This window comes from Flavobacteriales bacterium, from assembly GCA_016715895.1.
In the GTDB taxonomy this organism is placed as follows: Bacteria; Bacteroidota; Bacteroidia; order Flavobacteriales_F; family PHOS-HE28; genus PHOS-HE28.
Window position 1 is genome coordinate 157,682 of record JADJXH010000004.1, and the last position, 26,478, is coordinate 184,159.

24 protein-coding genes are annotated in these 26,478 nt (G+C 66.1%); 8 read left to right on the forward strand and 16 right to left on the reverse strand.

Annotation, left to right across the window (positions count from 1 at the left end):
- Positions 1-26 precede the first annotated feature (26 nt).
- Positions 27-2,819 (reverse strand): 2-oxoglutarate dehydrogenase E1 component, encoded by a 2,793-nt coding sequence (locus tag IPM49_09300; protein MBK9274721.1) that lies wholly within the window; start codon positions 2,817-2,819, stop codon positions 27-29.
- A 69-nt stretch (positions 2,820-2,888) separates the two neighbouring features.
- Positions 2,889-3,254 (reverse strand): hypothetical protein, encoded by a 366-nt coding sequence (locus IPM49_09305; GenBank protein ID MBK9274722.1) that lies wholly within the window; start codon positions 3,252-3,254, stop codon positions 2,889-2,891.
- An 87-nt stretch (positions 3,255-3,341) separates the two neighbouring features.
- On the opposite strand from IPM49_09305, the gene IPM49_09310 reads away from it, so the two are divergent.
- From IPM49_09310 to IPM49_09320, 3 genes are all read left to right on the forward strand, one after another.
- The gene (locus IPM49_09310; GenBank protein ID MBK9274723.1) at positions 3,342-4,223 is read left to right on the forward strand and encodes a hypothetical protein; all 882 of its coding nucleotides are present in this window, start codon (positions 3,342-3,344) and stop codon (positions 4,221-4,223) included.
- A gap of 173 nt (positions 4,224-4,396) precedes the next feature.
- The gene (locus IPM49_09315) at positions 4,397-4,555 is read left to right on the forward strand and encodes a hypothetical protein (GenBank protein MBK9274724.1); all 159 of its coding nucleotides are present in this window, start codon (positions 4,397-4,399) and stop codon (positions 4,553-4,555) included.
- 78 nt (positions 4,556-4,633) lie between these two features.
- Positions 4,634-5,533, forward strand: a complete 900-nt coding sequence (locus IPM49_09320; GenBank protein MBK9274725.1) for a TIGR01777 family protein — start codon at positions 4,634-4,636, stop codon at positions 5,531-5,533.
- A gap of 1 nt (position 5,534) precedes the next feature.
- On the opposite strand, the gene IPM49_09325 is transcribed toward IPM49_09320, so the two are convergent.
- From IPM49_09325 to IPM49_09340, 4 genes are all read right to left on the reverse strand, one after another.
- Positions 5,535-6,494 carry a polyprenyl synthetase family protein gene (locus tag IPM49_09325; GenBank protein ID MBK9274726.1) on the reverse strand — a complete coding sequence of 320 codons (960 nt, stop codon included), beginning with the start codon at positions 6,492-6,494 and terminating at the stop codon, positions 5,535-5,537.
- Positions 6,491-7,354 (reverse strand): glucose-1-phosphate thymidylyltransferase RfbA, encoded by an 864-nt coding sequence (gene rfbA / locus IPM49_09330; GenBank protein MBK9274727.1) that lies wholly within the window; start codon positions 7,352-7,354, stop codon positions 6,491-6,493. The genes IPM49_09325 and rfbA overlap by 4 nt, the downstream gene beginning before the upstream one ends.
- The gene (locus IPM49_09335; protein ID MBK9274728.1) at positions 7,351-9,780 is read right to left on the reverse strand and encodes an MMPL family transporter; all 2,430 of its coding nucleotides are present in this window, start codon (positions 9,778-9,780) and stop codon (positions 7,351-7,353) included. Before IPM49_09335 ends, rfbA begins: the two co-directional genes overlap by 4 nt.
- Positions 9,781-9,859: 79 nt before the next feature.
- Positions 9,860-12,286, reverse strand: coding sequence for a carboxypeptidase-like regulatory domain-containing protein (locus IPM49_09340; GenBank protein ID MBK9274729.1), 2,427 nt, complete (start codon positions 12,284-12,286; stop codon positions 9,860-9,862).
- Between the two features lie 75 nt (positions 12,287-12,361).
- On the opposite strand from IPM49_09340, the gene IPM49_09345 reads away from it, so the two are divergent.
- Genes IPM49_09345 through IPM49_09355 form a run of 3 tightly spaced genes read left to right on the forward strand, consistent with a single transcriptional unit; the run spans position 12,362 to position 14,016 of the window.
- Positions 12,362-13,396, forward strand: coding sequence for an SPASM domain-containing protein (locus IPM49_09345; GenBank protein ID MBK9274730.1), 1,035 nt, complete (start codon positions 12,362-12,364; stop codon positions 13,394-13,396).
- A gap of 29 nt (positions 13,397-13,425) precedes the next feature.
- Complete coding sequence (locus IPM49_09350; GenBank protein MBK9274731.1) at positions 13,426-13,656, forward strand: DUF433 domain-containing protein; 231 nt, start codon at positions 13,426-13,428, stop codon at positions 13,654-13,656.
- A gap of 6 nt (positions 13,657-13,662) precedes the next feature.
- Positions 13,663-14,016 carry a DUF5615 family PIN-like protein gene (locus IPM49_09355; protein ID MBK9274732.1) on the forward strand — a complete coding sequence of 118 codons (354 nt, stop codon included), beginning with the start codon at positions 13,663-13,665 and terminating at the stop codon, positions 14,014-14,016.
- 159 nt (positions 14,017-14,175) lie between these two features.
- On the opposite strand, the gene frr is transcribed toward IPM49_09355, so the two are convergent.
- The 8 genes from frr to kbl form a co-directional block, all read right to left on the reverse strand.
- On the reverse strand, positions 14,176-14,730 hold the full coding sequence (frr, locus tag IPM49_09360; protein MBK9274733.1) for a ribosome recycling factor: 555 nt from the start codon (positions 14,728-14,730) through the stop codon (positions 14,176-14,178).
- Positions 14,731-14,938: 208 nt separating this feature from the next.
- Entirely contained in the window at positions 14,939-15,649 is a 711-nt protein-coding gene (locus IPM49_09365) for a UMP kinase (GenBank protein ID MBK9274734.1), read from the reverse strand.
- Positions 15,650-15,721: 72 nt separating this feature from the next.
- Positions 15,722-16,552 carry an elongation factor Ts gene (locus IPM49_09370; protein MBK9274735.1) on the reverse strand — a complete coding sequence of 277 codons (831 nt, stop codon included), beginning with the start codon at positions 16,550-16,552 and terminating at the stop codon, positions 15,722-15,724.
- 35 nt (positions 16,553-16,587) lie between these two features.
- Positions 16,588-17,367: a 30S ribosomal protein S2 gene (gene rpsB / locus IPM49_09375; protein ID MBK9274736.1), complete on the reverse strand. Its 780-nt coding sequence runs from the start codon at positions 17,365-17,367 to the stop codon at positions 16,588-16,590.
- A gap of 150 nt (positions 17,368-17,517) precedes the next feature.
- Complete coding sequence (rpsI, locus tag IPM49_09380; GenBank protein MBK9274737.1) at positions 17,518-17,904, reverse strand: 30S ribosomal protein S9; 387 nt, start codon at positions 17,902-17,904, stop codon at positions 17,518-17,520.
- 1 nt (position 17,905) lies between these two features.
- Positions 17,906-18,361, reverse strand: coding sequence for a 50S ribosomal protein L13 (rplM, locus tag IPM49_09385; GenBank protein ID MBK9274738.1), 456 nt, complete (start codon positions 18,359-18,361; stop codon positions 17,906-17,908).
- A gap of 192 nt (positions 18,362-18,553) precedes the next feature.
- A complete protein-coding gene (locus IPM49_09390) occupies positions 18,554-21,961 on the reverse strand; it encodes a beta-propeller fold lactonase family protein (GenBank protein ID MBK9274739.1) in 3,408 nt (1,135 codons plus the stop codon).
- Between the two features lie 90 nt (positions 21,962-22,051).
- Complete coding sequence (gene kbl, locus IPM49_09395; protein ID MBK9274740.1) at positions 22,052-23,245, reverse strand: glycine C-acetyltransferase; 1,194 nt, start codon at positions 23,243-23,245, stop codon at positions 22,052-22,054.
- Positions 23,246-23,418: 173 nt separating this feature from the next.
- Between kbl and IPM49_09400 the strand changes: the two genes are divergently transcribed.
- Entirely contained in the window at positions 23,419-24,324 is a 906-nt protein-coding gene (locus IPM49_09400) for a hypothetical protein (protein ID MBK9274741.1), read from the forward strand.
- A 4-nt stretch (positions 24,325-24,328) separates the two neighbouring features.
- Here IPM49_09400 and gatC read toward each other — a convergent pair whose 3' ends face one another.
- Both gatC and IPM49_09410 read right to left on the reverse strand, forming a co-directional pair.
- On the reverse strand, positions 24,329-24,625 hold the full coding sequence (gene gatC, locus IPM49_09405; protein MBK9274742.1) for an Asp-tRNA(Asn)/Glu-tRNA(Gln) amidotransferase subunit GatC: 297 nt from the start codon (positions 24,623-24,625) through the stop codon (positions 24,329-24,331).
- Positions 24,612-25,424 carry a 1-acyl-sn-glycerol-3-phosphate acyltransferase gene (locus tag IPM49_09410; protein MBK9274743.1) on the reverse strand — a complete coding sequence of 271 codons (813 nt, stop codon included), beginning with the start codon at positions 25,422-25,424 and terminating at the stop codon, positions 24,612-24,614. The genes gatC and IPM49_09410 overlap by 14 nt, the downstream gene beginning before the upstream one ends.
- A gap of 50 nt (positions 25,425-25,474) precedes the next feature.
- On the opposite strand from IPM49_09410, the gene trpS reads away from it, so the two are divergent.
- Positions 25,475-26,452: a tryptophan--tRNA ligase gene (gene trpS, locus IPM49_09415; GenBank protein ID MBK9274744.1), complete on the forward strand. Its 978-nt coding sequence runs from the start codon at positions 25,475-25,477 to the stop codon at positions 26,450-26,452.
- Positions 26,453-26,478: the final 26 nt, after the last annotated feature.

Sequence of the window (26,478 nt, forward strand, 5' to 3'; positions counted from 1 at the left end):
CTTGTTACTTGACCCTTGACACGTGCTCAGGCACGCGCCTTCGAATTGGCGGCGGCCTTTCTGCCGCTGGGCGTGCCGCCCGCGAAAGCCTGCTCGATGATCGCCACCTGCTGGTTGGCGCTGCGCTTGCTGCTGCCGGTGGCGGGTGCGCCGCTCGCCGGACGGCTGATGCATTCGAGCTTCACGTCGAGCTCGGGCTGCAGCTGCATCAGGACGTGCGTCCACGCGCCCATGTTGCGCGGCTCCTCCTGCACCCAGAGGAATCGCTCGGCCTTTGTGTACCGCTTCAGCGCACCTTTGATCGCGTCAATGGGCAGCGGATGGAGCTGTTCGATGCGCAGGAGGGCGGTGTCCGTGATGCCGTTCTGCTCGCGGTGCTCCAGCAGGTCGTAGTGCACCTTGCCCTGCGTGAGGATCACGGTGCGCACCTGCTTGGCATCGGCCTTCGCATCGTCGATGAAGGGCTGGAAGCGACCCTTGGCCAGTTCGTCCAACGTGCTCACGCACTTCGGGTGGCGCAGCAGGCTCTTCGGTGTGAAGACCACCAGCGGCTTGCGGAAATCCCAGGCCAGCTGACGACGCAGCACGTGGAAGAAGTTCGCGGGCGTGGTGCAGTTCACCACCAGCATGTTGTCGTCGGCACAGCTCTGCAGGAAGCGCTCCATGCGGGCGCTGCTGTGCTCGGCACCCTGGCCCTCGTAGCCGTGGGGCAGCAGCAGCACCAGGCCGTTCTGCGTGTTCCACTTCTCCTCGGCGCAGCACAGGTACTGGTCCAGAATGATCTGCGCGCCGTTCACGAAATCGCCGAACTGCGCCTCCCAGATGGTGAGCGTGTTGGGGTTGGTGAGCGCATAGCCGTACTCGAAGCCGAGCACCGCGTATTCGCTCAGCAGTGAGTTGTAGATCTGCAGCAGCGCCTGGCCCTCCTGGATATGCTTCAGGTGGATGAACTCCTCTTCGCTGTCCTCCAGCTTCACCACGGCGTGGCGGTGGCTGAAGGTGCCGCGCTCCACGTCCTGGCCGGTGAAACGCACGGGTTTGCCTTCAATGAGCAACGACCCGTAGGCGAGCAGCTCGGCAAGGCCCCAGTCGAGGGTCTCGTCGGCCATCATCTTCTTACGGTCGTTGAGGATCTTCTCCAACTTGCTGAAGAACTTCTTGCCGTTGGGGTGCAGCACGGTGAGCTTCTCCCCGATCATCTTCAGCGTCTCCTTCTTCACGCCCGTGGCGGGCGCATCGATCATGTCATGCACGGTGGCGCGGCGGAAGCCCTTCCAGCGCTCGGCCATGAAGTTGGTGATCCTGCCCACGCGCTGCTGCTTGGCCGCGTTCAGGCGCTCGTCCAGCATGGCCGTGAAGTTGCGCTCCATCTCCTCGGCCAGTTCCTTCGCCTCCTTCACCCCGCTGGCGATCAGCTTGTCCACGTAGATCTTGCGCGGATCGGGGTGCGCAGCGATGGCCTTGTACAGCACGGGCTGCGTGAACTTCGGCTCGTCGCCCTCATTGTGGCCGTGCTTGCGGTAACAGAGGATGTCCACCCAGATGTCGGTCCCGTACTTCTGGCGGTAGTCCATCGCCATCTGCATGGTGAAGGCCACGGCCTCGGCATCGTCGCCGTTCACGTGGAACACGGGGCACTGCGTCACCTTGGCCACATCGGTGCAGTAGGTGCTGGTGCGCGCATCGATGTAGTTGGTGGTGAAGCCCACCTGGTTGTTCACCACGATGTGGATGGTGCCGCCCACTTCATAGGCCTTCAACCCGGCCATCTGCGCCACCTCGTACACCACGCCCTGACCGGCCACGGCGGCATCGCCATGGATGATGATCGGGGCCGTGATGCCCTTCGCGAAATTGTCGTCGTGCTCGATGATGGCCCGGCTTATGCCCTGCATCACGGGCCCCACGCTTTCCAGGTGGCTGGGGTTGGGCGCCAGCGTCAGGCGCACCTCCCTGCCGGTGTTGGTCTTCAGCACGGAGCTGTAGCCCATGTGGTACTTCACGTCACCCTCCACCAGCTCGTCCTCGTAATCCTTGCCCTCGAACTCGCTGAAGATCTGGTCGTAGCTCTTGCGCAGGGTGTTGGCCAGCACATTGAGTCTGCCACGGTGTGCCATGCCGATCACGAACTCGGTGATGCCTTGTTCGGCACCGTGCTCGATCACGGTGTCCAATGCGGGGATCAGCGCCTCGGCGCCTTCGATGCTGAAGCGTTTGGCCCCGATGAATTTCTTGCCTAGGAACTTCTCGAACACTACGGCCTCGTTGAGCTTCTCGAGGATCTCCTTCTTCTGGTCGATGGAGAAGTCGGGGGTGTTGCGCACGCTCTCCATACGCTGCTGAAGCCACTTCACCTTCTCCGGGTTGCGGATGAAGCGGAACTCGGCGCCGATGCTCTGGCAGTAGGTCTGCTCCAGCAGGGCGATGATGTCGCGGAGCTTCGCGGCACCCAGGCCCACCTCGTTGCCGGCGGCGAACACGGTGTCCAGATCGGCCTCGCTGAGCCCGTAGTTGGGCAGATCCAGCGGTGGGCTGTACTTGCGGCGCTCGCGCACCGGGTTGGTGCGGGTGAAGAGGTGGCCGCGCTGGCGGTAGGCGTTGATGAAGTCCAGCACCAGGAACTCCTTGCGCAGGTGCTCATCGCCGCCGGCTTTCAGCTGCACCCCGGGCAGGGTGTCGAAGGAGGTGCGGGCCAGCTCGAAGCCGTCGAAGAAGCGGGCCCAGCCGGGATCGACCGAGGCGGGGTCCTTGACGTATTGCTGGTAGATGCTGTCGAGCGAGGCCGGGTCGGCGTTGCTCAGGTAGGAATGCTTGTCCATCGGCGGCGGACCGGGGAGGCAAAGGTAGCCAGCGGACCGGGCCGCTGTACGACTTTGAGGTTCAGGAGGTTACTCGGAACCCGACAAGGCGGCGTACCGCATCCGGGTCAGCACCTTCTGCAAGGCCCGCAACACCACCTGTCCCGCCAGCTCCGGCAGCCCACCGGCGGCCATGCTGCGTTTCGCATGCGCCTCCGGGAGGTCCACCCGGTACAGCACCACGCCCAGCGCATGCTGCCCCTGCCGGTGCCGCTCCTCCATCACGGGCAGCACCTGCGCGCGCAAGGACTCGAAGGCACCGTCGCCCGGGTCGGGCAGCTGCAGCTCGGGAGCGTTGAGGTCCTTGCGCAACTGGGCCACGGTGGCCGCAAGCACCTCCGCCCGGTCCAGCCAGGGGACCAGACCACCACCCGTTGTTGACAATCCCTCGCTCACGCTGTCGAAAACTACGGCACAGCGCGCCGGAACGTGGCACTATTTTCGACGCCCGCCGACCTCAACCATCCCAGGCACGAACCTCCCATGCGATCCATCCTCATCAGCCTACCGCTCGCGTTCAGCGCGCTCACCATCCAGGCCCAGTACGGCACCTTCGACGCCAACGCGGTGAAGGACGCGTCCACCACGACCACCCTGGTGGTGCTCGATGCGGGTGACAGCCCGTACAACCGGGCCATGATGGACGCCGTGAAGGCGCACTGGACCTTCACCAAGAGCGTGGACTTCATCACGATGAACGACCTGGCGACGCAACCGTTGGGTGCCGACAAGACCTACCTGGTGAAGACCCTTCGGAACGACCCGGAGAAGTTCACGGGCACCTTCCTGACGCTGATGCGCGGATGGAAACAGAAGAAGGGCGAGGTGATGGAAGTGACGGACAACGCCATCGTGAACCTGCCCCCCTCCCAGGACATCGCCTTTCTGCAGATCGATCCGGCCGGCATGGCCACGCACGGCACCAGCGCCTTCCTCAACCTCTACCTGAAGGCGATCCAGGATTACCTGAAGCAGGTGTCCACCGGCAAGATCACGGACAAGGCCACGGCCGACCGGCTCTACGCGGGTCGCAACCGGCTGGTGCGCGATGAGCTGGACCTGTGGATCGCGAAGGAGCACCTGGACAAGAGCCTGCCCGATGCCGCGGCCGTGAAGACGCACTACACGCACAAGGCGCAGGTGATGGACCTCATGCAGCTGAACGCGGCCGTGAGCAAGGGCGAGGGCGGTGTGGCGGTCACCGACGTGCTGCTCACCGGCGAGCACAAGAACAAGCATTGCTTCAAGCGCGTGTTCAAGGTGAGCACGGGCGAGCTGATGTACCTGCGCGACGACGCGGCGATCTTCGGCAAGAAGGAAGGCCTGCTGGACGAGGACCTCAAGGCCATCGAGCGGGCGCGCTGATCACGAACATATCCGTTGTGGGAAGGCGCCTTCGGGCGCCTTTTCCGCTGATGGCCCGGAACATTCAAGGTCGTGAGGCGTTTGGGGAGCATGGACCGTCTTCCACCTGCGGTGCACGCCACCACCGCCGCCCTCTGCCTCAACATCGCCCTGGCGCTCTTCGGCGGCCCCGCATGGCTGATCGGTGGGATGCTTCTCGCCGGTCCGGCCTGGTCCTCTGGCTGGTGTGGTCGGTGCTGCGCGACCGCTCGGTCCCTGTCCGCGACCTGGGGGCCCGGGAGCAATGGGGCTACCAGGACCGCCCCGACATCCGTCCGGTGGAGGAGCGGTGATCGGAGCGGATCGCCGATCCTGTCAACGAAATGTGAACGGCGTGGGCGGCTCCCCGATCGAGCGTTCCCTTTGAAGGCATGAGCACCATCCTCATCACCGGCGGCAGCGGCCTCATCGGCACCGCGCTCACCGATCATCTCCTGCGTGAAGGGCATGTCGTGCGCTGGATCGGTCGCCGTGCCACGCAGCGCCCGGATGTGCGCAGCTTCGCCTGGCATGCGGAACTGGGCGCACCCGACGAAGCGGTCCGGGACGTCGATCATGTGGTGCACCTGGCCGGCGCGCCCATCGCCGATCAGCGGTGGAGCACGCGCCGCGTGGACGAGCTCACCCGCAGCCGCACGGCCGGGCCACAGGCGTTGTGGCGCGTGGCCGAGCGCACAGGCTGGCGTCCCCGCACTTTCGTCAGCGCCTCGGGCACCGGGTGGTACGGCGCGGGCCGATGGGACGCACCGGTCGCCGAGGACGCGCCTCCGGGCACCGACACCATCGGCGGCATCACCGTGGCCTGGGAGCAGGCCGTGGACCGGTGGGCCGCAGAAAGTCGCGTGGTGAAGCTCCGGACGCCGATGGTGCTGGCCTGCACGGGGGGCGCACTGCCCCGGTTGGCGCGGCTGGCACGGCTCGGACTGGCCTCACCCTTGGGCGATGGCCGACAGGTGATGCCGTGGGTCCATCTGAACGATCTGGTGCGGGCTTACGATGCCGCGCTGTTCAACGCCGACCTTCAGGGCGCCTGCAATGTGGCCGCTCCGGAACAGCCGGACAACCGCACCTTCATGCGCACCCTGGCCCGGGTCCTGCACCGGCCGTTCATCCTGCCCGCCGTCCCCGGCTTTGCCCTGCGCATCGTGCTGGGTGGCATGGCCGAGGTGTTGATGGGCGGTGGAAGGGTGAGCACCGGACGGTTGGAGGCGGGGGGCTGGCGGAGCGCACATCCAGGCCTGGAAGGCGCCCTGCGCGACCTGCTGCACTGACTCAGTGCACGCGGTCCAACAGGGCCTGCGCCAATGCGCGGAGGGGCTCCTTGCGTGCGTCGGGCACGTCGATGGTCTCCAGCGCCTCGAGGGCCAGGGCGTGGTGGTGCTCCACCTCGGTCACCGCATCGGTCTCCACCCCCAGTTCGTCCAGCACATGCAGCATGCGTTGCACATCGCGGGCTTCCGGGGTCTTGTCCAGTTCCTCGCGCAGCTCGGTGCGGCCGGCGGCATCGCTCTTCTCCAGCCCGCGGATCAGCAGAAAGGTGCGCTTGCCGGCGCGCAGGTCGCCGCCCCGCTGCTTGCCCACCTTGTCGGGATCGCCGAAGGCGTCGAGCAGGTCGTCCCGCAATTGGAACGCGAGCCCGAGGTGCTCGCCCATGGCGCCGATGCGCATGCGTTCGGCGGATGGTGCCTTGGCCAGGGTGGCCCCCACCTGCAGGGCGCAGCCCAGGAGCACGGCGGTCTTCAGGCGGATCATCTCGGTGTACTCATCCACGTGGACATCGGCGCGGCGCTCCAGGTCCATGTCCCGCTGCTGGCCTTCGCACACCCCGAGGGCATACCGGCTGAACAGCCTCAGCACCTCCGGATCGCGCGCCATCAGCTGGTAGGCCTTCACCAGCATGGCATCGCCGCTGAGGATGGCGGTGTTGACGTTCCATTTGGTGTGCACGGTGGGCATGCCCCGGCGCAGCGGCGCCTGGTCCATGATGTCGTCGTGCATCAGCGTGAAGTTGTGGAAGAGCTCGATGCCGAGGGCCTCGTCGAGCACGTCGTCCGGGTCGTGGCCGAAGAGCTCGGCGGCGAGGAGGACGGCGCTGGGGCGGACGCGCTTGCCGGGCAGCCGCATCAGGTAGGCCATCGGCGCATAGAGCGGATCGTCGGGCAGGTCGTTCACCCAGCCGTCGATGCGCTGTTCGATGCGCGCGCGGTGCGCGGCGAGGATCGCAGTGCTCATCCCTCGGTGAGCCGCATGAGGTACTCCCCGTAGCCGCTCTTGAGCAGGGGACGCGCAAGGGCATGCAGTTGTTCGGCGGTGATCCAGCCCTTCTTGTAGGCGACCTCCTCGATGCAGCCGATGCGCAGGCCCTGCCGCTCCTCGATCACCTGCACGAACTGTCCGGCCTGCGTCAGGCTCCGGAAGGTGCCGGTGTCCAGCCAGGCGGTGCCGCGGTCCATGATCTCCACCTTCAGCCGGCCCTGGCGCAGGTATTCGCGGTTCACGTCGGTGATCTCGTACTCACCCCGTGCGCTGGGCTTCAGTGCGGCGGCGATGTCCACGACATCGTTGGCGTAGAAGTAAAGGCCGGGCACGGCGAAGTTGCTCTTGGGCTTGGCCGGCTTCTCCTCGATGCTGAGGACGCGGTTCTCCTTGTCGAACTCCACCACGCCGTACCGCTCGGGGTCGCTTACGTGATAGGCGAAGACCAGGCCGCCGTCCGGATCGGTGTGCTGGGCGAGCATGCGGCCAAAGCCGCGCCCATAGAAGATGTTATCGCCAAGGATCAGCGCCACCGGGTCGCGGCCCACGAAGTCGCGACCGATCACGAAGGCCTGCGCCAGTCCGTTGGGGACGGGCTGTTCGGCGTAGCTGAAGCTGCAGCCCAGCTGGGTGCCGTCCCCCAGCAGCTTGCGGAAGCTCGGCAGGTCGTGGGGGGTGGAGATGATCAGCACCTCGCGGATGCCGGCCGCCAGCAAGGTGCTGAGCGGATAGTAGATCATGGGCTTGTCGTACACCGGCATCAACTGCTTGCTCACGGCAAGCGTCAACGGGTGCAGGCGGGTGCCGGAACCCCCGGCGAGGATGATGCCTTTCATTCGTCGTCGGTGGTGCTGTCGGAGGCCAGCGCCGCGGTGTTGTCCCGTCCGGGCTCCAGCTTCAGTTCCATCAGGTCGATGTCCTCCTCCTCATCGAGGATCTCGAGAAGGGGCTCTTCGAAGGCCTTCGTCATCAAGGTCTTGTTGAAGGAGATCAGCAGCGAGGGAAGCACCAGCAGGTTGGTGAACATGGCCACCAGCAGGGTGAGGCTGGTGAGGATGCCCAGCGCCTGGATGCCGCCGAAGTGAGAGAAGGCGAACATGCAGAACCCGGCCAGCAGCACCACGCTGGTGTAGATGATCCCCACGCTCACTTCGCGGGTGGCCAGGTCCACGCTGCGCTTCAGGTCGTGGCCGGTGAGGCGCAGCTCCAGCCGGTAGCGCGCCAGGAAGTGGATGGCGTTGTCCACCGCGATGCCCAGTGCGATGCCGAAGACCAGGATGGTGCTGGGCTTGATGGGGATGTGCAGGAAACCCATCAGACCGGCCGTCACCACCAGCGGGATCAGATTGGGGATGAGCGACACCACGAGGATCCGCAGCGAGTTGAACAGCAGCGCCATCATGCCCACGATCAGCACCACGGCCCAGAACAGGCTGATCACCAGGTTGCTCACCAGGTAGCTGCTGCCTTTCAGGAACACGACGCTGGTGCCGGTGAGGGTCACCTTGTACTGGTCGGGGCTGAAGAGGCTGTCCACCTGGGTGCGCAGCCTGCCGAGCACGGTGTCCATGCGCATGGTGCCCACATCGGCCATCTGCACGGTGATGCGGGTGGTGCTGCGCGTGCTGTCCATGAAGGCCTTCGCCATGCCCTGCTTGTTGCCGAGCGTCTCCAGGTAGGGGGCGATGAAGGTCTTGTCCGTGGCGGTGAGCAGGCCGTATGCCGCGGGATCGCCACCGTAGAAGGCCTGGCGCGTGAACTTCACGGCGTCCACGATGCTCAACGGACGGCTGAACTCCGGGTGCGCGGCCAGCGTGTCGCCCAACCGGTCGATGCGCCTGAGCGTGGCGTCCTTGAACACGCCGTTGCGTTTCCCCGTGGACACGAGGATCTCCAGGGGCATCACCCCCTTGAAGTGCTTCTCGAAGAAGCGCAGGTCGGTGAGCACCGGGTTGTCCTCCGGCAGATCGTCCACGATGCGGCTCTCATCGCGCAGGCGCAGCATGCCGAAGAGGGCGAACACGAACACGAAGGCGGTGATCGCATAGATCAACGGGCGCCGGTCCCGCACGGTGCGCACGATCCATTCCACGGCAGCGTCGAGCCATCGGCGCTCCAGGTGCTTGAGGTGCCGGGGCTTGGGTGCGGGCATGTAGCTGAAGAGCACGGGGATCAGCAGCATGCTGAGGGCCCACAGCACCATGATGCCGATGGTGGCGATCCAGCCGAACTCCTTCAGGGTGTCGCTGTAGGTGAAGCAGAAGGTGGTGAAGCCGACGGCGGTGGTGGCGTTGGTGAGGAAGGCGGCGGCGCCGATGCGGCTGATCACACGCTGCAGGGCCTTCATCTTGTTGCCGTGCCGCACGTACTCGTAGTGGTACGCGTTGATCAGGAACACGCAGTTGGGCACGCCGGTGACGATCACCAGCGGGGCGATCACGCTCATGAGGATGGTGATCTTGTAGCCCAGCAGACCCATGGCGCCGAAGCTCCACACCACGCTGATGGCCACCACGCCCATGCAGATCCACATCACCCGCCAGCTGCGGAAGAACAGCAGCAGGAGCACACCGCAGAGGAACATGCTGAGGGCCATGAACAGCGGCATCTCGGCCTTCACCATGCCGGTGCTGCGCACGCGGATGTAGGGCAGGCCGCTGAGGTGCACCGGGAGCCCCTGCTCCGCCTCGAACCGTCGCGCATGGGCCTCGATCCGGTCCACGACGTCACCACGCCGCTCGCTGTTGAAGCGGGCCGCGTTCACGAACACCATCATCAGGCTGGCCTTCGCGCTGTCGTTGTACAGCAGGTCGGCGTAGAAGGGCAGCGCACGCACGCGGGCCCGCAGGGAGTCCATGGCCGCCTGGTCCACCGGTGGGCCCTCCCAAAGCGGATGCAGGGTGAAGCGCTTGAGGCTGTCGTCACGCTGCAGTTCGAAGAGGTGCGCCTCGCTGAACACCGAGTCCACACCGTCCTCCAGCTTGAGGTCATCGCCCAGCGCGCGCCAGGCGGTGAAGGCCTTCGGTGTGTAGAGCCCCTCGCCCTGGGTCCCGATCACCAGCACGTTGCCGTCCTCGCTGAACTGGGCGAGGAACCGCTCGTACTCCACATAGGCGCTGTCCGTGCGTGGCAGCAGGCCTCCATGCTTGAACTGCATGGCCACGTGGCCGGCCTCGTAGCCCATCCAGCCGGTGAGCAGGGCCACCATGACCAACACCGCGATGCGGTTGCGAAGGATCCTACTCGCCAGCCAGGCCCACATGGGTTCGGACAAAAAGGCCCCGGCCATGCCGGAGCCCGCGCAAAGGAACGAGATCCGGGGCAGAGCGCGGGTCCAACCCTCAGAGGATCAGGGACAAGGTGAGCTTCACGGCCGCGTCATCCTCCAGCATGCCGGTCGCATAGGGACCCACGCGGAGGGCCGCCAGCACGCCCAGGCCCACCACCCCGCTGCGCAGCAGCTGGTCCAAGACCAGGCCCACCTCGTGGTATCCCCGATCCGGCGAAGTGAATGTCCAGCCCGCATGCCGCTCCGGGTGGTCCAGCGCCCCCACCGCACCGGACGCGATGAGCATGGGCTGCGGCCGCGAAAGGCGGTGGCGCCACAACACCGGGCCCAGGCCGAAGCGCAGGTGCAGCGCCGCGAACCGGTCGGCCACGAAGCTGTTGGGGGCCATCGTTTCAAAGGCCCATGGCGTGCCCACGCCCAGGTCGTCCGTGGCCGTGCCCCTCAGGTTGAACAGGAACGGTGCGGGAGCGAGGGGATCGGCCGCACCGGCGATCACGCGCCAGGCCAGGCTGCGGACGGGCCAGCGATGGATGTCACCAAGCTGCACGACCACGCGCCACAGGTCCTGTTCCCCGGCCCAAAGGCCGTCCAAGGCCCGCCAGACGTTCACCTGCAGCTCGGGCCGTCCCGCACGCATCACCGCATGGCGGCCGGGCAGTTGGGCCGTGCGTTCACCCGGCGCATAGCGCAGCCCGAAGGTGATGGCACCGGTCACGAAACGGCGGTCGAACCGCGTGATGCCATCCCCCACCGGTGTCGCGAAGCGATAACCGGTGCGATCGGCGCGATCGGATCGTTCCGTGCCGATCCACAGCTTCAGGTCCTCCATCACCCGCACGCCCACGGCGGCCTCCCATCGGTCCACGGCATCCATCCGGGTGATGTACAGCAGGCGGTAGCCCTCCTCGCTCAACAGGGCGGTGGGCCGCTGGAAGCTCCAGCCACCGGTCTCGGCCACGTCGCGCTGGGCCGCCACCCGCAGGTCATGATCGCGGCCGCTCCACGGACGCACCGTCAGTTCGCCGCCGAACTTGGTGGCGGCATCGCCGAAGCCATAGGCCGCAAAGCCGCCCAGCGAGAAGCGACGGCTCACGCGGGCGTTGGTGCGCAGGCCCAGGCCCAGGCGGAACCCCTCGTAGCCGTTGTAGGCGATCAGGCGGTCCAGCGGCAGGTCGAAGGGGCCCCAGGGGATGGCGCCGCGCAACAGGGCGTCCAGCCCGCGCACGGTGCGGTCCAGCCGTTCGGCACGGCCCAGGCTGTCGATGGTGCGGTAGGTCATCCGGTCCTTGGCGTCCAGTGGTACCGTGCGCAGGCTGTCCCACAGGGCGGCGTCGGTGCGGATGTCCATGCGGTCGGCCACCAGGTCGGCGCCGCGGAAGGCCGCTCGCGGCAGGTGCGGGTCGAGCTCGATGTCGGTGAGGTCCACACGCACGCGGCCCACCAGCGCATAGGAGCCCACCTGCAGGCTGTTCAGGTACAGCGTGCTCTCCACCTGCTCCGGGAACCAGGTGTCGCCCACCGGACGGTGCAGCTGGCGCATCCGCATGCCCAGCCCGTTGCGCTGGTCCATCGGCTCGGCCGTCACATGGTGCACGGCAAGGTCGCCGGCGTGCAGGCCCAGCACCCCCTGCAGGCCATCGAAGCGCGCCCCCGTGCGGGGAAAGAAGCGGATGATGAAGACCGTGTCGCCGGCCTGCGCCAGGGTGTCCTCCAGCACATAGCGGTAGCGGTCGGTGGCACCGGGTGCGATGGGGCTGGGAAAGCGCCGCTCGTTCAGTTCGATCAACGGGTCGTACACGGACCAGCTCCGGCTGCTCGCCGCCACGGCCAGCAGGGCGGGGTCCTGCAGGCCGCTCACGCGCATGGCCAGCACCTCCTCGGTGCGCTGCCCGGGCGGGCGGGCGGTGCACCGGGTGGCGCTTTCCATCAGCAGCACGTGCTGGCGTTGGGCGAAACGCACCGCCTCGCGGTCGCTCGGGGCCAGGGAGGCGATGCGCGTGGTGTCGGCCAGCAGCGCGCTGTCCACGGCCAGGGTGAAGACGGTGCGGGCGTAGGAGCGGTAGCGATGGGCGCGATGGCCCGGGCCGTTGTTGCGATCGCGGCGTGCGATGGCCCCTTCGATCAGGGCGATCGCCGGGTTCACGCCCGGCCGGATGTCCACGGCAGGCAGCTGTTCCACTGCGGGGTTCAGGCGGACGAGCAGATCGTTGGTCGTGGTGAGCTGCACCACCACCGGGTGGTAGCCGATGCAGCTCACACGGAGCGCGCTCACGCCCGCAGGCACCTCCAGGGTGAAGCGTCCGTGCAGGTCGGAGCCCACCCCACCCGGGCCGCCGGCCGGCTGCACCGCAGCAAAGGGCACGGGCTCACCGGCCGCATCGAGCACCAGACCGGTGACCACCCGCTGGGCCTGCACGCATGCGCAACAGACCAGCAGCAGGGCCAGTACGACCGGTCGTTTCGGGAGGAACGCACGCATGAGGTACAGCGGTGGGACGTGGGCAGGCCCGGAAAGTAACAGCCGGAAGGGGTGCGCGGCCTGTACCTTGGCGGCATGGCCCTCTCGCCCCTGGCCCCGGCCCGCGATGCCGCGCTGTGGGCTCGCTCGTTCACCGGACGCCGGGCCGCGAACGCCTACCGGATCTGGAGCAGCTTCCGTCGCGCGAGCCGCACGAAGGACCCGCGCATCGACGGCCTGCCCATCCACATCGCCATCGAACCCACGACGGCCTGCAACCTGCGCTGTCCTGAATGCCCCAGCGGCCTGCGCAGCTTCACCCGCCCCACCGGGAACCTGCGGCAGGAGCTCTTCACGCGGGTGATCGACGAGCTGGCGCCCGACCTCTGGGGGCTCACGTTCTACTTCCAGGGCGAGCCGTACATCAACCCCGGCTTTCTGGACATGGTGGCGCACGCCCGCAGCAAGGGCATCTACACCGCCACCAGCACCAACGCGCACTTCCTCGATGAGGCGAAGGCCGAGGCCACCGTGCGCAGCGGGCTCTCGCGTCTGATCATCTCCCTCGATGGCACCACACAGGAGACCTATGCGGCCTACCGCAAGGAGGGGGAGCTGGCGCAGGTGATCGAGGGTGCCGAGCGGATCGTGAAGTGGAAGCGCAAGCTGAAGAGCCTCACGCCCCACGTGGTCTTCCAATTCCTGGTGGTGAAGCCCAATGAGCACCAGATCCCCCATGCCCGTTCATTGGCCCGGCGCATCGGTGTGGACGACCTGTGGCTGAAGACCGCGCAGGTGTACGACCCCAGGGACGACCACCCGCTGATCCCCACGCAGGATAAATACGCCCGCTACCGCCGCAACGCCAGTGGCGTGTGGGAAACGAAGAACGCCCTGGACGACCGCTGTTGGAAGATGTGGCACAGCTGCGTGATCACGTGGGACGGCCGCGTGGTGCCCTGCTGCTTCGACAAGGATGCGCACCATGTGCTCGGCGACCTGCGCACGCGGACCTTCCGGGAGATCTGGGCCGGCGAGACCTACACGGCCTTCAGGCGCAACCTGCTGGCGGCGCGCAGCAGCATCGAGATGTGCAGGAACTGCAGCGAGGGGAGCCCGGTATGGGCGTAGGGCCGGTCGCACACTATTTTTGAAGGACGATGCTGAACTGGCAGGACCACATCACCTCGGAACCGGACGTCATGTTCGGTAAGCCATGCTTCAAAGGCACACGCATTCCAGTGGAACTCATCTTGGAGAAGATCGCCTTGGGAAGACCGATCGAGGAGATCCTGGATGGCTATCCGAAGTTGAGCAAGGCCAGCATCCAAGCTGCACAACTCTTCGCCTTGGACGCCGTCAGGAACGACCTGTTCTTCCCTGAAGCTTGATCCGCGATGCGCTTCGTGGCGGACGAGAGCGTTGATGGCAACGTGGTTCTAGCACTGCGCGTGGCCGGTCACGATGTGGTCTACATCGCCGACCGGATGGCCAGTACGAAAGACGAGGACGTGCTCGCGTTCGCGGTCGAACGGAACGAGATATTGCTGACGGAGGACAAGGACTTCGGCGACATCGTTCACAACAGAAGGCATCGTCACGCAGGGGTGATCCTCTTGCGCATGAACGAACTGGCGCCCGCCGACCGCGTCGCGCGAACATTGATGGTCCTGTCCATCCATGAGCCTCGGCTCACGGATGCCTTCACCGTCATCAGCGCCAAACGCGTCAGGATCCGGCCCAGGACCTGAACGCCTGCCCTTCCCGGACCGGTCCGATCGAAGGACCAGGAACCTGATCAGCTACGCTCACGCAGTTCGGTCGGAATGTGCAGGAATTGCCGTGTGGGGGGACTGGTGTGGGCGTAAGTTCATGTGCACATGTGCTCATGGGCCCATGTGCGCACGCCCTTACACCTTCATGATGTCCTTCTCCTTGGCCTCGATGAGCACCTCCACCTTCTTGTTGTAGCCGGCGGTGAGCTTTTCCACCTGGTCCTGCCCGTCCTTGATCACGTCCTCGGGGAGCTTGGAGCCCTTGATCGCCTCCATGGCCTTCTGGCGCGCGCCGCGGATGCTGACACGGGCATGCTCGCCTTCCTTGTGCGCGGCCTTCACCAGGTCCTTGCGGCGCTCCTCGGTGAGCATGGGCACATTGATGATGACGCTCTCGCCATTGTTGCTGGGGTTGAAGCCCAGGTTGGCGGCCTGGATGGCCTTCTCGATGGCGTCGATCATCTTCTTGTCCCACGGCTGGATCATCAGCGTCCGCGCGTCGGGGGTGTTCACGTTCGCCACCTGGTTCAGCGGCATGTGCGACCCATAGGCCTCCACCCGCACGGTGTCCAGCATGGCGGGGTTGGCACGGCCTGCGCGCACCTTGGTGAGCTCATGCTCCAAGTGGTCGATGGCCTTCTTCATCAGGTCCTCGCTCGGGGCGATCAGCGTCTTCACGTCCATCGTCAGGTGGATTACGGAATGGCGAAATTAACAGGAGCCCCGGGATGCGGCCTCCAGCCTCACAGCATTGCCTTCGGCCTCAAGCCACCGGCCTCAAGCTCGCACCCTCGCACCGATCCACCTCACCCACATCCCGCCGGCTGCCTGCCGCTCCGCGCCCCCTGCCCACTGCGTGAGCCTCGATGGTACGTTCGTCCCGCGGCGCGCCCTCCGCTCAGAACTCCACCAACGTACCCACGCGCTCACCCGCCACCACCTTGCGCAGGTTGCCGGGCTTGTTCATGTCGAAGACGATGATGGGCAGCTTGTTCTCGTTGCAGAGCGTGAAGGCGGTGAGGTCCATCACGTTGAGGCCCTTGTCGTAGACCTCGGTGAAGGTGATGCGCTCGTAGCGCACGGCGGCAGGGTCCTTTTCGGGATCCGCGGTGTAGATGCCGTCCACGCGGGTGCCCTTGAGGATCACGTCGGCCTCGATCTCGATGGCGCGCAGGCTGGCGGCGGTGTCGGTGGTGAAGTAGGGGTTGCCGGTGCCGGCACCGAAGATCACGATGCGGCCCTTCTCCAGGTGGCGCACGGCCCGGCGGCGGATGAAGGGCTCGGCGATGGTGTCCATCTTGATGGCGCTCATCAGCCGGGTCTTGTAGCCCTTGGCCTCCAGGGCGCTCTGCAGGGCGAGGCTGTTGATCATGGTGGCCAGCATGCCCATGTGGTCGCCCTGCACGCGGTCGATGGCGCCCTCGGCCTCCATGCCGCGGTAGATGTTGCCGCCGCCGATCACCACGGCCACCTGCACGCCGCTCTCGGCCACCGCGATGATCTCGTCGGCGTAGGCGCCCAGGCGATCGCTGTCGATGCCGTACGCTTTGGTGCCCATGAGGCTTTCACCGGAGAGTTTCAGCAGGATGCGGGTGTAGGGGCGGGCCATGGTGCGGGGGTGGGGACAAAGAAAAAAGAGGGAGGCCGAAGCCCCCCTCCCCTGTTCAATGCGGCGTGAACATCAGATCGTGAGCGAGTGCCGTTTGAAGTCGGTCACCGTGAGGTCCTTGTCCACGCTCTTGAGGTACTGCTCCACGCTCAGCTTGTTGTCCTTGATGAACTCCTGGGCCAGCAGGGTGCTCTCCTTGAAGAACTTGTTGAGGCGGCCCATGGCGATCTTCTCGGCCATGTCGGCGGGCTTGCCCTCCTGGATGGCGAGCTCCTTGCCGATCTCGATCTCCTTGTCGATCACGCTCTGGGGCACGGTCTCCTTGTTGACGGCCACGGGGGCCATGGCGGCCACCTGCATGGCGACGTCCTTGGCGGCGTTCTCGAAGCCGGCCTTGTTGAGGCCCACGACGCTGGCCACCTTGTTGCCGGGGTGGTTGTAGGCCAGCACGAAGGCGGCCTTCACCTCATGACAGGCGCTGATGTCAATCTTCTCGCCGATGACGCCGGTCTGCTCCACGAGCTTTTCGGCGATGCTCAGCCCGTTGCTGTCATACGGCAGGGCCTTGAGGGCCTCCACACTGTCCGCGCCCTTGTCCAGGGCGATCTGGGCCATGCGCTCGGCCATCGCGGCGAAGTCGGCGTTCTTGGCCACGAAGTCGGTCTCGCAGTTCACGCACACCAGCACGCCGTGGGTGCCGTCGGCGGTGGTCTTGGCGATCACCAGGCCCTCGTTGGCATCCCGGTCGGCGCGCTTGGCGGCCACTTTCTGGCCCTTCTTGCGCAGGATGTCGATGGCGGCGTCGAAGTCGCCGTTGGCCTCGCTGAGGGCCTGTTTGCAATCCATCATGCCTGCGCCGGTCATCTGGCGCAGCTTGTTCACGTCGGCGGCGGTGATGGCCATGGTCGTGCTCACTTGCGTTCGGTTGATGTTGGGGTTCAGTTGGCCTCCTCCTCGGAGCCCTCGGCCTCCACCTCCTCGCCCTCCTCGGTCTCCTCGGCCTCGCCCTCGGGCAGGCTGCTCTTGTCGTTCTTGCGCTCCTCAAGGCCCTCGTTGATGGCGGCGATGGCCACGTCCACGATCAGCTCGATGCTCTTGGTGGCATCGTCGTTGGCCGGGATGGGGAAATCCACCAGGGTGGGGTCGCTGTTGGTGTCCACCATGGCGAACACCGGGATGTTGAGCTTGCGGGCCTCGGCCACGGCGATGTGCTCCTTCACGATGTCCACCACGAAGAGGGCGGCGGGCTGACGGGTGAGGTCGGCGATGGAGCCCAGGTTCTTCTCCATCTTCTCGCGCTGCCGCATCACCTGCAGGCGCTCGCGCTTGCTCATGTTGTCGAAGGTGCCGTCGGTCTTCATCCGGTCGATGGCGGCCATCTTCTTGATGGCGCGGCGGATGGTGCCGAAGTTGGTGAGCATGCCACCGCTCCAGCGCTCGGTGACGTAGGGCATGCCGGTGGCCTTCACCTTCTCGGCCACGATGTCCTTCGCCTGCTTCTTGGTGGCGACGAACAGGATCTTCTTGCCGCTCCGTGCAACGCTCTTCAGGGCGGAGGCCGCCTCGTCGAGCTTGACGACGGTCTTGTTGAGGTCGATGATGTGGATCCCCTTCTTCTCCCCGAAGATGTAGGGGGCCATGTTGGGGTTCCACTTGCGGCGCAGGTGACCGAAGTGGACGCCGGCGTCGAGCAGTTTGTTGAAATCAGTGCGGGCCATGTGCGTTGTCTGGTACTGGGTTCACGTTCCTTGTTCCCGTTGAGCAGGCATCCGGGTGGTAGCCTTTCCCGCTAGGCGGGACCGAGTCCGTCCGGATTGGATGCTGAACCCGCCGGTGCCAGGGCCCGTGCGGGTCTCGCAAGCGCGGGCTTAACGCTTGCTGAACTGGTAGCGCTTGCGCGCCTTCTTGCGGCCGAACTTCTTGCGCTCCACGGCACGGGGGTCGCGGGTCATGAGGTTCTCGGCCTTGAGCTTGGGTTTGTTCTCGGCGTCCACCTCCACCAGCGCACGGGCGATGCCCAGGCGCAGGGCGTCGGCCTGACCGGTGATGCCACCGCCGTCCACGCGGGCCTGCACGTCGTACTTGCCCTCGGTGCCCGTGAGCTTGAAGGGCTGGTTCATCTTGAACTGCTGGGCCAGCAGGGGGAAGTACTCCTTGGCTTCCACGCCGTTGATGGTGACCGCGCCGCTGCCCTCGGTGAGGATCACGCGGGCCACGGAGGTCTTGCGGCGGCCGATGGTGTTGATGGGCTCCATCTTACTTGATGCTGTTCAGGTCGATCTTGCGGGGGTTCTGCGCGCCGTGCTTGTGCTCGGTGCCGGCCACCACGTGCAGGTTGTTGAACTGGGCGCGGCCCAGGCGGGTCTTGGGGAGCATGCCGCGCACGGCGATCTCCACCAGGGCCGTGGGCTTGCGGCGGTGCAGCTTGTGCGCCACCTCCACGGTGCGACCGCCGGGGTAACCGCTGAAGCGCTGGTACTCCTTGTCGTCCATCTTGGTGCCCGTGAGGCGCACCTTGTCGGCGTTGATCACCACCACGTGGTCACCGGTGTCCACATGCGAAGTGAAGGTCGGCTTGTGCTTGCCGCGCACCAGCATGGCCACCATGCTCGCCAGGCGGCCCAGCGTTTCGTTCTCGGCGTCCACCAGGAGCCATTCCTTGATGACGGTGGCCTTGTTGGCCATGCTCGTCGTATGCGTTGTCGATGCCATGGGCGTGCGGGTCGGATACACCTCCCCTCGGAAGGGGCCGCGAAGTTAGATCCTTTCCGTGATCGCACAAACGCCACCGTTCACAAGTTCCCCACCGCACCGTCCACCGACCCCGACCGACCCAAGGAAGGACGGGCGGCCCGAAAGGCCGCCCGTCCCATTATCTCCTTGTTGATCAGTACCTTATACGATCTACGGCAGCTGCTGCACCTTGACCGCCGTGGGCAGGGTGCCGCCCACCGACTGCAGAATGGGGTCCCGGTCGTTGTTGCTGCCGGTGTACTTCACCACCCCGTCCAGGTTCACGTCCTCGTCCAGGTAACCGGGGGCCGTGGCCGTAGGCACCGTACCGCCCACCCCCACCAGGATCGGGTCGCGGTCGTTGGTGCTGCCGGCATACTTGATGGTGCCCTCCCCGGTGACGTCCCCCGCCCACAGCACCATCACGCCGTTGCGGTTGCGGCGGGCATCGGTGCCATAGGTGGGCGTCGACGGGCTGGTGAGGTCGATCATCGTGTTCCAGTCACGCAGCAGCACCGGTTGGAAGGTCATCGCCCCCAGATGGTTGCGGTGGCGCACCACCACGTGGTAGTCGCCGGCCGCCACGGTGGGGAAGGTGATGGTCTGCTCGCCACCGGGCATCATCACATCACCGGAGCGCTGCACCAGCACCGCGCGTGTGGCCACCACCTGCGTGGGGTTGGCGTTGTTGCGCAGCTCCACCAGGGCCCAGTCCACCGGGGCGGTAATGCCCTGGCGGGCCAGCACGTCGGGCGCGGCCTGGGTGTTGAGGCCATAGGGATCCGTGGCGGGCAGCAGGCCGGCCGGGCCCAGGTCCGCCTTCATGCCACCGGTCTGGTAGGGACCGTCGAGGAACATGCGCAGGTTCACCCGGGCATGGGTATCGTCCTGGTCGAGGATGCCATCGGCATCGGCGTCCACCCCCATGCGGATGCGGGTGGTGGGTTGCACCAGCGTCCAGCTCAGCGGACCACCCGAGCCCTGCGCGGAGGACACCAGCTGGGCGTGGGTCACCGTCTGCCCGGCGATGTCGCTCTGGTAGTTCTCCCCGCCCAGGTAGTAGAAGCCGCGCATCACGCCGCCGTAGCGGCCCTTCACGATCATCCCGTACTCGGTGGGTCGGTCGTTCGCCAGGTTCTTCATGGTCGTCAGTCGCGTGGTGCTGCCGATGGTGCTGCCGTTCAAGGTCTCCCGGAAGCCCACGGCCGGCATCGCGTCGTTCACCACATTGCTCGACAAGGGGAAGTTGAAGCTCTGCGGGCTGTTGGCAAAGGTGATCCCACCGGACCAGGAGAGCAGTTCGGGCTCATAATCACCCAGGTAGTTGCCCACCCCGCCGCCGTTGAACCAGGTCTCCATCACCCCCTCGCTCATCATGCCGAAGCCGCTGGTGCACTCGGTGGTGTTGTAGAAGAATCCGTTCTTGCGGTAGGTGCTGCGCAGGTCCGCGGCCATGTTCCGGTTGGGGCCGAAGTCGACCAGGGTCCCCGCACCCGTGCCCTGCACGTTGCCGTTGCCGGGCAGTTCACCGCGGCCGGTCTGGGCGTTGTGGCAGTGCGAGCAGTTCGCCTGCACGCTCACGAACAGGTTCACGGCCGGTGGAACGGTCTGGAAGGTGGTGCCGGTGCCCCGCACGCGGTTGGGGTTGATGCGGAGGGTGCTGCTCTCGCTCTCGGGCCGCAGGGTGCGGAAGGGATTGGGCACGTACCAGGTGGCGGCCAGGAAGTCGGCGAACTCCTGCATCTCGCCTTCGGACTTCGGGGCGTCCATGCCTTGCAGGTGCTGGAAGGCGCCGGCGAACTCGCCGAAGTTCCGCTTGTCGCCCCGCCAGTGCAGGTTGCCGCGGCCGCGCCCGATGATGTCGATGAGGAATTGCGTGGTCTTCACGCCCTTCATGGGGTGCAGCACCTTGCCGTCCACGGTGTCCATGGGCAGGCTCGGGTCGCCCAGGTCCCAGCCCAGGCGGTCCCAGCGGCCATCCACGTGGCAGCTGCCGCAGGCGATGTGGCCGGTGCCGGATCCTTCGTGCGTGTTGTACAGGTGCTTCCGCCCGGCCTTGATCACCATCGGCGTGGGGTCGAAGAAGTTGGCCCGGGCCACCTCCTTGTTGGTGGCGAGGTCCACGGTGCTCACCGTGCCCTCGAACTTGTTGAGCACGTAGGCGCGGGTGTTGCCGGCGTTCAGCTTGATGCCCGTCGGACCCTCACCCACCGGGATGGGATCGGCCAGGTTGCGCGTGCCGTCGCTGTTGATCACCACCACGTTGTTGGAGCCCATGCCGGTGACGTAGGCCTTGGTGCCGTCCGCGGTGAACGCGATGCCGCGCGGGTCGCCGAGGGACTGTTTGCGCAGGGCCGGGGCCACGCTGGGCGTGGTGTAGGTGAGGTGGGGGTTGAGGTCGGTGATGGTGTTGGCCCCGCCCACGCTGGAGAACCGGCTGATGTTCACCCGGAGGAACTTGCCGTTGAGGATGGGCTCGAAGCGCACCTCGTTGGTGGCATCGGTGCCCACCACGCTCACCTGGCCGTTGCTGGGGTTCACCGCCATCGCCATCAGGATGTTGCCCAAGCGGGTCTGGTACTGCACGCTCCCGGTGCTGGGGGCGTTGGCATCGATCACGGCCACATCCCGGTCGGGCATGTCCCAGCCCGTGATGCGGGCCTTGCCGGCCGCATTGCCGCTCACCATGTTGGTCCAGTTGCCGCCGTTATCGTCCAGCCATTGGCCGGCGGCGTTCTTGCGCACGATGATGCTGTGCGTGTTGATGAGGTTGGTGGGGTTGGCCGGGTTCATCGGCGGGTTGAAGCCCGTGCCGGCATTGGGGATGGGCACCGCGCCTCCGTAAGGGCCTGCGGGGTTGGTGGCATCGTTCGGGATCACCGTGCAGCCACCCTGCGGGGAGCAGATGCCGAAGCGGTTGGTCCCGTGCTGGAAGTTGAAGAAGGTGTTGCCGTTGAGGACGGTGGTGGCGTTGCCGCTCTCGAAGAAGGCGCAGTACACGGTGTTGCCGTTGGGGCTCACGGCCAGGGCACGGGGCTGCTCGCCCTTCAGCAGCACCTCGGTGGGCGCCGCGCTGAGGTCGGCGAGGTTGAACACCTGCACGCTCTCGCGGCCGGCGCAGGAGACGAAGGCCTTGGTGGCGGGCACGCCCCCGGCGAAGACCACGTCGGCGGGTTCATCCTCGGTGAGCAGGCTGCGCACCACGATGTTCTGGGTGAGGTCCACGATGCTCACCTCGTCGCTCACCTGGTTCACCACCCAGGCCTCGGTGTTGCTCCGCACCCGCACGGTCACCGGGTCGAGGCCCACCGGGATGCTGGCCTGCAGCAGCAGGTTGTTGGGCGTCACCTGGAACACCTCCAGGGCGTTGTTGGCCGTGTTCACGGCCAGCAGCTTGGTGCCGTCGGGCGTCAGGTCGAGCGGGTGCACATGGGCGCTCTCGAAGTTGACGAACTGGTCCGCCGGCACGGCCGAGCCCACGTTGGGCAGCTCGTAGGCCTGGAAGGCCGAGGTGAAGACGACGCCCCCGAGGAGGACGCCGGCGATCAGGAACTTGTTGCGCGTAATGAGCTTGACCATGGATCCGGGATGTGTTGACGCCGCGTCTCCCCCGCACAAGGGTCGGGGAAGTTAAGCGGATCGCCCGCAAAAGGGAAATCCCAGCGGCGCTCAGGCGATGATGCCCATCTCGCGGCCCACCTTGGCGAAGGCGGCCAGGGCCCTGTCGATGTGGGCGTCGGTGTGGGCCGCGCTCAGCTGCACCCGGATGCGGGCCGTGTCCTTGGGCACCACGGGGTAGAAGAACCCGATGACGTAGATGCCTTCGTCCAGCAACCGGTCGGCCATCACCTGGCTCAGCTTGGCATCGCCGAGCATCACCGGCACGATGGCCGCTCCGGCCCCCCGGGTCGTGAAGCCCAGCGCCTCGATGCCGGTGCGGAAACGGTCCACGTTCCGCTCCAGCTGGTCGCGCAGCTCGGTGGTGCGGCTCAGCAGGTCGATCACGGCGATGCTGGCGCCCACGATGGCCGGGGCCAGGGAGTTGCTGAAGAGGTAGGGCCGGCTGCGCTGCCGCAGCATCTCGATGATCTCCCTGCGACCGGTGGTGTATCCACCCATGGCGCCGCCAAGGGCCTTGCCCAGGGTGCCGGTGATGATGTCCACGCGACCCATCACGCCACAGTGCTCCACGCTGCCCCGTCCGGTCCTCCCGATGAAGCCGGCGGCATGGCACTCGTCCACCATCACCAGCGCCTCGTACCGGTCGGCCAGGTCGCAGATGCCCTTCAGGTCGGCCACGATCCCGTCCATGCTGAACACGCCGTCGGTGACCACCATGATGTGCCGGCACCCATCGGCGCGGGCCGCCTTGAGCTGCTGCTCCAGGTCGGCCATGTCGTTGTTGGCATAGCGGTAGCGCCTGGCCTTGCACAGCCGCACCCCGTCGATGATGCTGGCGTGGTTGAGCGCATCGCTGATGATGGCGTCCTCCTCGCCCAGCAGCGGCTCGAACACCCCGCCGTTGGCGTCGAAGCAGGCGGCGTAAAGGATGGTGTCTTCCGTGCCGTGGAACTCCGCCAGCTTCCGCTCCAGTTCCTTGTGGATGTCCTGGGTGCCGCAGATGAAGCGCACGCTGCTCATGCCGTAGCCGTGCGTGTCGAGGGTGACGTGGGCGGCCTTCACCACCTCGGGGTGGGAGCTGAGGCCCAGATAGTTGTTCGCGCAGAAGTTCAGGACCTGCCGGCCGTTCACCGTGATCTCCGCGCCCTGTTCACTGGTGATGATGCGCTCGCGTTTGAACAGGCCGGCCTCGTCGATGACCTTCAGTTCGCGCTGCAGGTGGTGCTGGAGGGGGCCGTACATGGGTGCCGGATGTGGTGGGCGGCGAAGGTACTGGCCGGGCTGCTAGCCGGGAACGCGCGCCAAGGCCCATGCAATCTCTTGGTTATGAAAGCATTAAATCATCCACCCAGGTTATCAACACATGTTGACAACTATTTTCTTTCGTCTATATTCGCACTTCCTTCGTCGAACCCATGCGTGCCTTCATCACCAAAAATCCGGTGCTCACCTTCGTGGTGTTCACATGGATCCTGCAATGGGGCCTGATCGGCATCGTGATGCGGATCACGCCCGAGGGCCTTCATGTCACGGAGGATGCCACGGCCCACATGGTATTCCGGCTGCGGTTGCTGGGGCCGCTTCTGGTCTGCCTGGCGGTGACGTACTACCTGGAGGGGGGCAAGGGCGTGGGGAAACTGTTCGCGGCCTACTCGCGGTGGAAGGTGCCCGCACCCTGGTACGCGCTCGCCTTCAGCTGGAAGTTCATCAATGCCTACCTGGCCATCGGGTTCGTGTTCCTGATCAACGGGACCTTCCCGGGCCTGTACGTGGACCGGTTCTGGGAGGGCTGGGCGATCAACCTGCCGGCCATCATCTACATCGCGCTGATGGAGGAGACCTCCTGGATGAAGTTCGGGGTCACCCGCTTGCAGATGCGCTACAACGCGCTCACCTCGGCCCTGATCATCGGCTTCTGCTGGGGCATGTGGTACATGCCCATGCTGATCATCAACGAAGGCGTTCCACCGGGCTACCCGGTGCCGGTGTTCATGGGCTGCATGCTGGGCTTGGGCATCATGCTCACCTGGGCCTACAACATGACCCGCAGCGGGTTGGTGCTGCTGGTGATGCAGATCATCAGCAACACGGCCTTCTTCGTCACCCCGGTGCTCTTCGCGGTCACCAACGACCAGAGCTACATCGTGGCCTACAGCTGGGTGTTCATGGCGTTCTGCGCCGCGCTGCCCATCCTGTTCGGGGCGAAGGACCTGGCGCGGCGGCCCCGGGCGCGGTGGGATACGGACACCGTGTTCCCCGCTCCGGATGAGCAGGAGGAGGTGGCCACCCCGGTGGTCGCGAGCGTTGGGGCGCGGCGGTGACCGCTCACCCCTTGTCCACCACGCGGGGCACCTTGAAGTAGTCGCTGTCCTTCACCGGGGCGTTGCGCAGCGCGTCCTTCTTGCTGACGCCCGGCAGGGCCACGTCCTCCCGCAGCACGTTCTCCTCCTCGGTCATGAACACGAGGGGCTCCACACCGCGGGTGTCCACCTGGTTGAGCTGTTCCACGAAGGATAGCACGCGCTCCATATCCTTCAGGATCGCCGCACGCCGGGCGGGGTCGCTGAAGTCGAGCCGTGCCAGTTCGGCGATGCGGTCCAGGGTGGCGTCATCCAGCTTCATGCTCCAACAGAGGTGCTTCGATGAGGTCGAACACGCGGTGCCGCAAAGCTACCACATCGCTCTCCTGCAGGCCGGTGGTGTGCACGGCGGGGTGCACCACGGCCCGGCTGATGCCGGGATGACCGCGGCTCAGCAGGTCCTCCGGATCGCCGAAGAGACGCCAGTGATTGAGGAAGGTGACCGGCACCACCGGCACCTGCTTCTCGATGGCCAGCCGGAAGGCCCCATCCTTGAACGGTTTCATGCGGGGCACGGTATGCGGGATGGTCCCCTCGGGAAAGAGCACCACGCAGGCGCCGCTGTCCAACGCCTTGGCGGCACGGCGGAAGGCCTTCGCCGCCTCGATGTGGCTGCCGCGGTTGACGGCGATGTCCATGTCCTTGAAGAAGATGCGGAACAGGGGCCAGCGCTGCAGCTCGTACTTGCCCATCATCAGGAAGTAGTGCGGCACCAGGTTGAACATCTGCACGATGTCGATGTAGCTGCTGTGGTTGCTCACCACCACGTAGGGCGGATCGGGGAGGCGCCCACGCCAGGTGACCTTCTGCGGGAAGAGCCCGGCCCAATGGAGGAAGGCCCCCCAGACGCGCTTCAACCGGAAGGCGGCGCGGTAGCGGCTCGGGCGATGCAGCGTCAGCTTGAAGGGGATGTAGAGCACCAGAAGGCTGAGCCAGAACACGATCCCGAACCAGAGCTTGTAGGCCAGACGCAGCGGGGCGAAGAGCCATTTGAGCACGGGGCTCCTGCGCTCCTCGCCCGTGCGGATGGCCGGACGGTCGTGGTGAGGATGCGCAGACATGGCCGGTGGAAAGCCCGCAAAGCTAACCGGCTATCTTCGCGACCCTTCCCATGACCCGCGTCCTCACCGGCATTCAGAGCACCGGCACCCCGCACCTCGGCAACGTCCTTGGGGCCATCCGGCCGGCGGTCTCCCTGGCGAACAGCGGCGCCGGGGGATCGTTCCTGTTCATCGCCGACCTGCACGCCCTCACCCAGGTGAAGGACCCGGAGGCCATGCGCGAGAACACCGACCGGGTGGCGGCCGCCTGGCTGGCCTGCGGGCTCGACCCCTCGCGTTCGGTGTTCTACCGGCAGAGCGATGTGCCCGAGGTCACCGAACTGGCCTGGTACCTGAGCTGCTTCTTCCCTTACTCGCGCCTGGCGTTGGCGCACAGCTTCAAGGACAAGGCCGATCGCCTGGAGGACGTGAACGGCGGGCTCTTCACCTACCCGATGCTGATGGCGGCGGACATCCTGCTGTACGACGCGGAGGTGGTGCCGGTCGGCAAGGACCAGAAGCAGCACCTGGAGTTCACGCGGGACGTGGCCGAGCGCTTCAACCACCAGATGGGCGACACCTTCGTGCTGCCCGAGGCCCGCACCGACGAGGCCGTGATGATCGTGCCGGGCACGGACGGGGAGAAGATGAGCAAGAGCCGGGGCAACCTCATCCGCCTCTTCGCCCCCGAAAAGGAGCTCAAGCAGGAGGTGATGGGCATCGTGACCGACAGCGCACCGCTGGAAGCCCCGAAGGATCCCGAGGCCAACACCGTGTACCGGCTGTTCAAGCTGGTCGCCCCATCGGACGCGGTGGCCGACATGGCCGCGAAGTTCCGCGCGGGCGGCTATGGCTACGGCCACGCGAAGAAGGAGCTGCTCGCCGCGCTGCTGGACGGGTTCCGCGCCGAGCGGGTCACCTTCGACCAGCTGATGAACGACCGCGGTGAGATGGAGCGGCAGTTGCGCATCGGCGCCGATAAGGCGCGTACGGTCGCCGCGGCCACCCTGGCGCGGGTCCGCGAGCGCCTCGGGCTTCGCGCACGATGACCGTGTGCAACCTTGTTCGTAACCTT